Annotated in this window: 11 protein-coding genes; 2 read left to right on the plus strand and 9 right to left on the minus strand. The window is 37.5% G+C overall.

Annotated elements, in window-relative coordinates; translation table 11 throughout:
• Positions 1-17 precede the first annotated feature (17 nt).
• From H8796_RS15920 to H8796_RS15955, 8 genes are all read right to left on the minus strand, one after another.
• Entirely contained in the window at positions 18-1,079 is a 1,062-nt protein-coding gene (locus H8796_RS15920) for an ImmA/IrrE family metallo-endopeptidase (RefSeq protein ID WP_118299819.1), read from the minus strand.
• Between the two features lie 54 nt (positions 1,080-1,133).
• Positions 1,134-1,748, minus strand: coding sequence for a hypothetical protein (locus tag H8796_RS15925; protein WP_118299820.1), 615 nt, complete (start codon positions 1,746-1,748; stop codon positions 1,134-1,136).
• A 156-nt stretch (positions 1,749-1,904) separates the two neighbouring features.
• Positions 1,905-2,411 carry a histidine kinase gene (locus H8796_RS15930; RefSeq protein WP_118299821.1) on the minus strand — a complete coding sequence of 169 codons (507 nt, stop codon included), beginning with the start codon at positions 2,409-2,411 and terminating at the stop codon, positions 1,905-1,907.
• Positions 2,408-2,902: an N-acetylmuramoyl-L-alanine amidase gene (locus H8796_RS15935; RefSeq protein ID WP_118299822.1), complete on the minus strand. Its 495-nt coding sequence runs from the start codon at positions 2,900-2,902 to the stop codon at positions 2,408-2,410. Before H8796_RS15935 ends, H8796_RS15930 begins: the two co-directional genes overlap by 4 nt.
• Positions 2,899-3,357, minus strand: coding sequence for a phage holin family protein (locus H8796_RS15940; RefSeq protein WP_049702776.1), 459 nt, complete (start codon positions 3,355-3,357; stop codon positions 2,899-2,901). The genes H8796_RS15935 and H8796_RS15940 overlap by 4 nt, the downstream gene beginning before the upstream one ends.
• 27 nt (positions 3,358-3,384) lie before the next feature.
• On the minus strand, positions 3,385-3,582 hold the full coding sequence (locus H8796_RS15945) for a hypothetical protein (RefSeq protein WP_229120485.1): 198 nt from the start codon (positions 3,580-3,582) through the stop codon (positions 3,385-3,387).
• A 65-nt stretch (positions 3,583-3,647) separates the two neighbouring features.
• Entirely contained in the window at positions 3,648-3,971 is a 324-nt protein-coding gene (locus tag H8796_RS15950; RefSeq protein WP_118299824.1) for a hypothetical protein, read from the minus strand.
• Positions 3,972-3,978: 7 nt separating this feature from the next.
• A complete protein-coding gene (locus H8796_RS15955) occupies positions 3,979-7,977 on the minus strand; it encodes a hypothetical protein (RefSeq protein ID WP_187343828.1) in 3,999 nt (1,332 codons plus the stop codon).
• Positions 7,978-8,546: 569 nt separating this feature from the next.
• Between H8796_RS15955 and H8796_RS15960 the strand changes: the two genes are divergently transcribed.
• Both H8796_RS15960 and H8796_RS15965 read left to right on the plus strand, forming a co-directional pair.
• Positions 8,547-8,939, plus strand: a complete 393-nt coding sequence (locus tag H8796_RS15960) for a hypothetical protein (RefSeq protein ID WP_049702779.1) — start codon at positions 8,547-8,549, stop codon at positions 8,937-8,939.
• A gap of 16 nt (positions 8,940-8,955) precedes the next feature.
• Positions 8,956-9,486 carry a DUF4376 domain-containing protein gene (locus tag H8796_RS15965; protein WP_049702780.1) on the plus strand — a complete coding sequence of 177 codons (531 nt, stop codon included), beginning with the start codon at positions 8,956-8,958 and terminating at the stop codon, positions 9,484-9,486.
• Here the strand turns inward: H8796_RS15965 and H8796_RS15970 are convergent.
• Positions 9,456-9,986: a DUF4376 domain-containing protein gene (locus H8796_RS15970; protein ID WP_049702781.1), complete on the minus strand. Its 531-nt coding sequence runs from the start codon at positions 9,984-9,986 to the stop codon at positions 9,456-9,458. The genes H8796_RS15965 and H8796_RS15970 overlap by 31 nt on opposite strands.
• Positions 9,987-10,000: the final 14 nt, after the last annotated feature.

Below are 10,000 nucleotides of genomic sequence, written 5' to 3' on the forward strand. Positions count from 1 at the left end.
TTTATAAGATATACAGATTATATACTCAATCTTAATTTCAAATTGGTTTTTGTAGGACAGCAAAATCTAGTAAGAACATCAATAGGCAAACTAAATGCAGTTGCCATTTCCTCATTTGAGTATTCCAATTCATTCTTATGAAGTTTATAAGCTTCATTGTACATATTCGGCATATCAATATATACATTCACAGGTTCGCTTTTTCTATATCCTCTTCTACTTAGTTCAATACTAAAATATTTATATTTTTCGTTAGTAATACATTTCAAATCTTTTGCCCTACGTACAATAGATGCCATGGAGGTTAACCAATATCTTTTTAATTCCACCAAATACTGCAGTTTTAGTCCACGTAAGGAATTTGATATAGCATCAGAAGGCATAAGGAATTCTGAAGCAAATCTATTTGCTTCATCTTCTTTATCCCTATATTCAGAGATTAGAAACTCATTTGAAGTATGCATGATCAAATGTCCCAGTTCATGTGCTAAAGTGAATCTTTTATGGTCATTACTAAAATTCTTATTAATAATAATCACATAATATCCACCATCTGTCAAAAAAGAAACCCCGTCAAATAGATCCACATCATAATCCAATTCTATGATTATAATCCCATTTCTTTCCAGCAAAGAGAATATATTCCGAACCGGTTCATCTTTCAAGCCTAAATACTTCCTGGTGTACTGAGCCACGGTTTCGGGTGTATATCCATCTTCAAGGTCAATCATTCGAAATGACATATCTGGAAATTCCACAGACTCCCCCATTTGGTCTACAATATAACCTAATAACTTGTTTGAAAGGTCTATTTGGGAACGTTCATTTTTAGTCATTCCTTTCTTCCTTCGGTAATGCGCATTTTCTGCAATATTTGAGATTTTCTTCTCATAAAAGTCAGTTGGAAATCCCAGAAAATCAATTATGCGATTAAGCACATCGGTAGATAAAGGACCAATACCCTTCTCATACTTAGATAAATTGGATTGTGACAATCCAACAATCTTAGAAGCAAGCTCGGTTTGTGAGTAACCTCGATATTCACGAGCAAATATTATCTGCTTATAGTTGATTTCCATTTTTGCTATCAGTATTGTTGTTTTCTAAAATAAATTCGGTGATGTATTATATTATTAATTATTTGTTCCTTCTTTCTTTTTGATATTTTGGCGTACAGAGAGAGACGCAGCGGCTGGCTGAACATCCATTGTTCTATTAACTGTAGAAATATCATTTTCAGAAATAGTCCATCTCACTTTGTTTTCATCGATATAAACCAATTTTGGATTTATAATCTCCCCAAAACGACTTTTATTATATCCAAAAAATAAAATAGGTTCTATCCCGTTATCATACATATCAAACAAATAACCTTGCTCTTGGTTCTGAATAGATGATGAAAAACGAGTTGGAACATTCATTGGCATATTTTTACTATTTAATTTCTTAAAAAGCATAATATATCCATTAACTCTAAGCATAAATCTTTTGTACTTTCCAAATGTCCAGTCATCTTTAAAAACAGACTGAACACTTTGAATTATTTTTGAGTTTAAGAGGGAGGCTTCAAATCCTCGACAACGAGCTGTAAACGGGGTTTGTATTACCTCTTTTTCATAATTACGTACAGCATTCCAAAAAGCATCAAATAGCTTTTCTAACGACTCACGAAGTTCGTATTCACATTCTTTAGCGTTTATTATACGCTTCCTTTTGGCTGTTTCAGCCACATTCTTTATTTTTGCCATAAATACAATTTTATATTTTTACATCACCGAATTTAAAGTTTATCTCTGCGCCAACAGAGATATTCTTTTGCTGCAAAGATATATATTATTTCCACAATATTGTATTTTCTCACATATAATTTCGCCAAAAAATTGTATTTTCAATAGAAGAAAGCCTTATTTCTTAAATTTACACACCAACCATCCCGCAAGAATCAAGCCAATGACATAGCAATAAACTTTATCTTTATGCAAATCCCACCAAGATAATTCGACTACCTTCTCTCTTTGATTTAGTAAAGCATTCACCTTGTTACTTATAGTATCAAGGCGATTCGAGAACTGCTGCAAAGTAATGGATAATGTTTCATCAACTTCTGTTCGTTCCTGATCCTGCTTGGATGCAGTAGTAGTACTTTCTTTAATCGGATATTGCTTTCCTGTTGAATCGGGAGGAGAAAGATAAACAGTTGTATTTTCAATCTTTAGATCACTCAACTTGTCGGTAGTAATCTTCGTCTGCTTATTCACGTTCATCTGTAGAGACTCAATCATGTTTCGCAGGTATTGGAACTCTCCGTAATAGTCCACCTGCTTTTGCATCTCGATGTTACGGGAAGCCTTGCAGGAACTTAACCATATTGCTGACGTTAACAATATGGTAATGTATATTATTCGATTCATGGCCGGATCACTGTATTGCGTAAGAAATTGGAAAATTCACTTCGGACATCGAAGCAGGGACACGCTTTGATATATTCTGCCGGCTCTACTTCACCGCTGCCATCCAAATCGGGCGAAGTATCACGATGTCCAAGAACCTCGATAATAGGATACTCTTTACAGAGCTTCGCAACCAATTCACGCAAAGTTACCTTTTGAGCGATCGTTCTTGTGTCTGCGGGCTTTCCGTTTGCATCCAAACCACCTATGTAGCAGATGCCAACACTATGCTTATTATACGAAGATTCGCTAAAACCTTTCGTATTGCAATGTGCCCCGTCAATGGATAGCGGGCGACCGTTCTCTATCATTCCGTCCAGGTCAATGACGAAGTTATAACCGATCTGATTGAATCCCCGAGCCCGGTGCATCCGGTCAATATCTTTGGCTCGTAGAGCCTGTCCGGCACGCGTGGCCGAACAATGGATGATAATTGCATCAATAGTTTTCATTTTGCGTCTCCTTTTTGTAAGTAGTTCGTTAAATAGGGGATGTTCTTTATAAACTCAACACTTAATACATAGTGCAAGAAAGCTACTACCTTATGGCCATTGCTAGAGTTGGGTAGAATTTCTTTGATGTTCCTTAGAATGTTCACCCCGTAGAAATAGAAAACGCTATACGTAATAAATGAAACACATTGTAGCGCACCTTCCGGATTTCCTTTGTGTTCACCAATAAAGTAGATGCAGCTAACCAAGGCAAAGAAAATAGTTGCTTCTACGATACACCTCCAAGCCTTTTTAAAAGAAAAACTCTCATGATTGATAAGGAGTGCAGTAAGCAGTCCACAAATGAAATTGAGGGCAAATACAGCAATAAGGCTTTTGATTTCCCCAGAGATAGGATTGAGATAAGCAGCTATGCCGGTAACCAATCCAATAAGTAAGTTTTTAAAATAATCCATATCATTTTTATCTAAAATATTAATACTTTATTTTAATACCTCGCTACAATCATCAATAGCTGTCTGAAATACTTGTTTCACTTCGCCAGAGGTTAGCCCATGATCCTCATGTAGCGAGAATCCAGTTACTCCATTTCGAGAAATATTGAAGAAGCCGACAGTCGTTTCATCTTTGACAATCTCGGCAGTAATATCTTTCACCGCTTCGGTACCACGGGTTGACATTCTGTACTTAATCCTGATAGCGTCCGTAACCTTAGTTGTTGCAGTACTGTTAGTTGCTGTGATGTTCATTCCTTGTTTCCTCCTTCTATTAAATCATAAATTTGTCCGTACGTACCTGCAGTAAGATACTCTCCACAAATTTCTTTTAATAGAGCAGCATCTTCCGTTTCAATATCAAGTACTCCACGATTGTTAATAATCTGTTGTAGCATTTTATATGCTCGTAATTTCTTGGAAGTTTCCATATTCTTCTGTGGATTAGAGCCTGCTGCAAATAATGCCTCTGCCACCAAATCACGAAGAGATTTCTTACTTTCCTTACCATTCACCAATTCGATAAACTCCCGACCTCTAAAGTCAAGTAAGTTTCTGTTTAGATTTACTTTCATTTCTATTTTATGTGTTAGTCATTTCTATCACCATACCTTTTACTATATGTATCTTTTGCTTATAAACCTTTCCTGGAGAATCCAGATTAGTAATCCATACATCGGACAATACGGATAATGAATTACCATTACCATCACGAGGGTAAAATCCATTCGCAGAAACATCACCCAATACTTCTACATTCCCATCAAAATAACCAGCATAAATGTAATTACTCGGATATGTAGGATTTGATCGCGAAGAACCATAGATGGCCGCACTTCCTCCTGCTGTTGCTCCTACTGCACAAACACCAAATTTGCCATCAGTTGCAGCATTAAAAGTCACATTAACAACACCTTCTTTCGCAGTTCCAGAGCCGAGCTTTAAACTTCTTGATGTTCCTCCGAAATAATCTGAACGCGTCCAAACGAGACGTCCATTTTCGATAGTAAAACCACCTATGAACCCGGAGTCAGCATCTATCCTGCGAACCTTTATCAAATCAGTATTCAAATACCCGCCTACAACAATTGTAGTACCAAGTTTTGCATATTCGACTGCATCCTCAAATGCTAATTTGCCCAATCCGTCTCTATCAATTTTGGAGTTAATCATTGTCTGCAGATCACTATGCAGTGCGGTGATTGTAACAGCACCTTCCAAATTAATTTTAGATGAGTGAATCGTCGTTTCACCTGCTGCCTGGTTAATATAAGATATAAGCGTATTGCCGTTTTCCAGTTCTTTAGAAGCATATATCTTATTACCGTCAGCTGTAGTAATCCAACCTGCAGTATCTATCCGCTGCGTCAGGCTGTCAACTCGAGTTACTTGTGCGGAGATTTGAGTATTGAGTACTTTCAAATCGGCTGTACACTCATCGGAATAGCTTTTCAGTTTGTCGTGAATAGCTTTGTTTGCTTCTTCAACAGCTGTATTAAAACTAGCTAAAGCAGAGTTGAATAGAGTAAACTTATCATCTACATTCTTTTTTTCCTCAATAGTCGTTTGTCCATCTGCAATAGCCGTATTTATTGCAGCAATAAGATTATCAATAGCACCAAATAAGTAAACCTTGGCATTAAGTAAGGCTGTTTTTGCAGAACCTTCCAAATAGGTGTTTACATATAGTTTGCTATATGTCGCTTCAACGGCAGATTTCGTATTTTTGACTGTATTCAAATACTTCTCTATCGCTTTCGCTTCCGCCCCGTCAATGATACCGTCCGCAAATGCGCCATCCACATAATCATGTAAGCCATCGACTGAATCGGCAGCGTCCTGCGCAGCTTTAGCAGCGTTCGCTGCATCCTCTAAAGCTTGTATTGCTTGTTGCAGTGCCTCGTCAGAATATTCCTTTAGTTTATCCTGTATTGCCTTATTTGCTTCTTCAACAGCTGTATTGAAAGTTGCTAAGGCTGAATTAAACAGAGTAAACTTATTATCTACATCTCTTTTTTCCTCTACAGTGGTCTGTCCGTCAGCGATGGCTGTATTGATCGCATTTATAAGGTTCTCAATACTTCCCATCAATGTAACCTTAGCATTGAGCAAACCAACCTTTGCAGAGCCGGATAAATAAACATTCGTGTAGAGTTTATTGTAAGTTGCTTCGATAGCTTGTTTAGTGTTGTTGATCGTATTGATATACTTTTCAATAGCTTTTGCCTCTGCTTCGTCTATAAGACCGTCAGCGAAGGCTCCATCTACATAGTTATGAAGTCCTTCCACTGAATCGGCAGCATCTTTGGCCGCTTTAGCTGCATCCTTTATTTCCTGATGAGCAGCTTCCCATTCAGACAGATTTTCCAATCCGGAAGAACCTGCTTTTATTTGAATGTTACCGCCTATCTCACTTTTTACCAGATCGAAATATGTATCACCGTCCGGCGAAAGGATTCTTTCTGTTGTTACGCGACCCGGCAGAATTTCAGTAAATCCGTATAGCTGAACAAAACTTCTACTACCTTCATACTCGCTGTTAAGCACTCCGGTGAGTAAATGATAATATCCAGTTATCTGTTCCATTTTAATAGCTGTTTCACTCAAGAGGAATGTTCCGGTTTGATTCTCCTTGCCAACTTTAGCATATAGATAATATTTCTTTTCCGGGTCAATGAGTGCCGGAGAATTGTATTCAGCCATATCCCAGTACTTATATTCGTCTGCCTTATGTGAAGAAGAAAGAGAACTAATGCCGAGTGTTAAATGCTGAAGGATTCCTGCCGGAGCGTTCAGTATTCTTGTGCTGGCATTATAAGTAATATTGTGAGATACCTGAACTGGATTCGTTTTTGAATTGACAAAACGGAATTGCAGGCTTTCATCACCTACAAGCAGTTGCATGGTTGAAACGGTTATTGGATTGACAGAGCCGGAGAAGTTCAGCAGTGCATCTTCAAGCATGGACATCGTTTCCTTTGCATCCCGGAACCGACGCTTAGTAAATTGCAGGGCGTCCTTATGCTTGATATCTACCTCTACTTTGTTCGTCTCAATCTTATTCAGATCACTTGAAACAGATGTACTGATTGGTTCGTTTGACAACTCTATTTCCGGAGAATATGGATTATTAATATAGCGCTTGATTCCGATCATGCGAATAAGAGAACCTTCCGGATGAAATTGCGTATCATAGAAATCAACATACCCTCCGAGTACTATTTTACCGCCTATCTCCAACCAGCGTTTTTTAGCCCAAATACCGTCCAATGTCCCGGTAAATATGAATGCTTTATCTTCATGTTCATACAGGTATTTTGCTGCTTCCTTGAAAGCTTCCCAGCTCGCACCTGTTTGTGTGCTGTCATTACAGATATAAGCCTTCGGCAATTGCATTCCGAACACTGCGTATGTATCACCAACCTTCGGGCGCCAGACTTCCGGTTCCGGCATTGTTATCCCATCGATTTCTTGCGGAACAATTTCAAATCGACGTGCCTCTTTCTTGTCTTTCGCTTCATGGATATACTTTACTTCGAACTCCTTGCCTGTAAGCATGCCGGTTTGGAAAATGACAGTCATACTTTCTCCAGCTATGAGACAATCTTCGAAATTCAACTCTTCTGGGATGTCTTTATCTACAAAGTCAAAGAAGTTATTCTTCTTGTTCACTTCAATAACAGCACTGACAGTACCGACACGGGAAGGATAAATAGCTGTACAATCCAGACTATCTTCCTTTGCTGTTGTAAGTTCTTTATCGGCACGCATGACACAAGTTCCATCCGCATCGGTCTTATAGATACGCGCCTTAGTAGAATCGAAGCCCTCTTCATTCTCAAATTTGATTCCATCAAATCGGATAGTCTTATTCTTTGGAAGTAACAGGTACTTAGATCCGTATGTAGAATAATCAATATTGCGATCTGTAGTTTCTACCAAAATTATTTCGGGTGGTATCTCCCCGGATTCGCGACCAACACCGACCTTAAAACCGTGGCCTTTACCATACGACAGTTTCAAAGGGTTCTCCTTGTTATACTCAACTTTACGCAGATGGATAGTCTTAATTTGGTTTCCTTCAACCGTTTCTTCAATGATCTGCCATTCTGTTTCATATAGTTCTGCAAGTTGATTGAAAGCATCAAGAATATAGGTGTGATTGTAGTTGATTACTTTTTCCGTTCCTTCAATGCAATCACCGACTTTCCAACCGGTACTCCGACGGTTCAGGTTTTCAACGAGTAGACGTAGGTGTTCATGTGGCTTGGCTGTATATGAGAATTTAATACTTCTGTCAACGGTATGACGTACTTTCCACAGCATAGCATCAGCCTCCCCAGTTTCCAGAATCAGAGTATATTCGAAGTTACGTTCACCGTTCTTCTTGAAATTGCTATCCCTCTTCAAAGAATAACGCTTCCCGTAGAAGTCACACCAGGAGCCAACCGGAATTTCAATATATCCGGGATAATCGAAATATAAAGTTAATGAGCACTCCTCCATGATAGCTTCATAAGAGTAGCTTTCATCCTTTACTTCGATTTTTATTTCCTTATCATCATTATATAAAGTTACCATATCCTTAGAATTATATCCTAAAATATAAATGTCAAATAGAAATGTATTGAATAATAGGCATAAAAGTAAGGAAATGATAGACGAATCATTGATAAAATAATATATTACACACAACATCAACTGCATTGTCACGAAATAAATCAAAATGAAAAATATTTAAAAGAAATCACTCAAAATGTAGTTTAATTCACCTAAGTTCTCTCGGGACAAATTGTGCGTTAAAAGATTTTTCCAATGTTACGACAAAGGACCTTGGACAAAATGGATATTATAAGCTACCAGATGGTCTATTGATTCAGTGGGGATATGGTGGTGGGTATTCAGGGGCTACTAATTATTTTTTTTCTACGTCTTTTTTAAACACTTACTATTCAATATCAATGTGTGCAGAATATGCCGTTACTGCTGAATCCGTCGTTTTATGCCCTTATATTAACACTAAAGCTACTACTTATTTCAAAGGTGGTATGACATATACAAGTGGTAATGTAGTATATCCTACTTCTTGGAAATTCTTTTGGATAGCTATAGGCCGTTGGAAATAGAAATATTATAACATAAATTTGATTATGGATAGATTTAGTAGAAAATTGGTATTACTTTTATTGCTTGTAATTTGGCAAAGTTCTCTCGGAACTAATGCAATTCAATCATCTGGTCAAAGTTTCGGACAAAATTCATATATTAAGTTCAATAATGGTCTATTAATCCAGTGGGGAGTAAAGGCTGGAGCTGTAGGATTCTCCTCATTATATCTACCTACAAGTTTCTATGATACGAATTATATCGTACAACTAACGGGAGTATCAGCTAATACAACAGAGATTATAGTGTATGCTCCAACAATATATACTAAAACAGTTTCTTCATTTAAAGTAGGTACAAGGTATATAGCAAGCGGAGGAGAAATAGCTTGGACAGGTTGGCAGTTTACTTGGTTTGCAATAGGTAAATGGAAATAATTTAAAAACAAATATCATGAAATATTGGAAAAATGGATTCTATGACGAACCGGTAGACGGTTCGGTAGAAATTACGGATGAATATTATCAAGAGTTACTGGCTGGTCAATCTACCGGCTTGATAATAACTGAAAGCAAAAAAGGATATCCTATTTTAGTTGTGCACGAGGCTACTATCGAAGAAACCAGAGCGCAAAAACTTGATGAATTACGATTGTTCGATTCATCTGAAGCAGTGAATCAATTCAGTATAAACGGAGTATTTGGATGGCTGAATAAGAATACTCGTGTAGGGCTTATGAACTCAATTAGTATTGAAAGAGAAACTGGACGATCTGAAACAAGTATTTGGCTAGGTGATACGCAGTTTATTCTCTCTATCGAGAAGGCCGTTAATATGCTGCAACAACTAGAATTATATGCCCTTGCGTGCTATGACACAACACAAAGGCATATCAACGCTATCAATCAATTAGAAACAAAAGAAGAAATTGAAGCATACAACTTCAAAACTGGTTATCCCGGAAAGCTCAACTTTGCCGGATAACCTATCGTATAATCGTAGTTTTCGATTTCCTCAATAGTCTGCAATGATCTGACTGCTGCGATGTGCGATTGTGTCACATTGTAGCAGTTTAATGCATACATTTCAATCTCATTCAGCATTGATAAAGCGTCAGGTATAGGGATAACATACTTCACTGCATCATACCACAGGATTGTATGCGTTTTCCCTGCATTTTTCTCAATCGAAATTGAGTTAAATAATCCAACACGTGTGGATTTGTCTAACCACATACTTTCCCCTTTAATTTTAAAAGAATTGACATCGGCCGATTTGTCAAATATCTGTATTTTAGATATTTTCATTTTTCGCACTTCTTCGATGTCGTACTCATATTCTACCAAAATCGGGTATCCATTCTTACTTTCAACTATCAGTAAACCGTTAGACTGCCCATCTAATAGCTGATTGTAATGCTCATCCGTTATTTCTACTGAACCGTCTACCGGTTCATCGTAGAATCCATTTTTCCAATACTTCATAATATTTGTTTTTT

The sequence above is a fragment of the Bacteroides sp. M10 genome (genome assembly GCF_014334015.1).
GTDB classification, from domain to species: domain Bacteria; phylum Bacteroidota; class Bacteroidia; order Bacteroidales; family Bacteroidaceae; genus Bacteroides; species Bacteroides intestinigallinarum.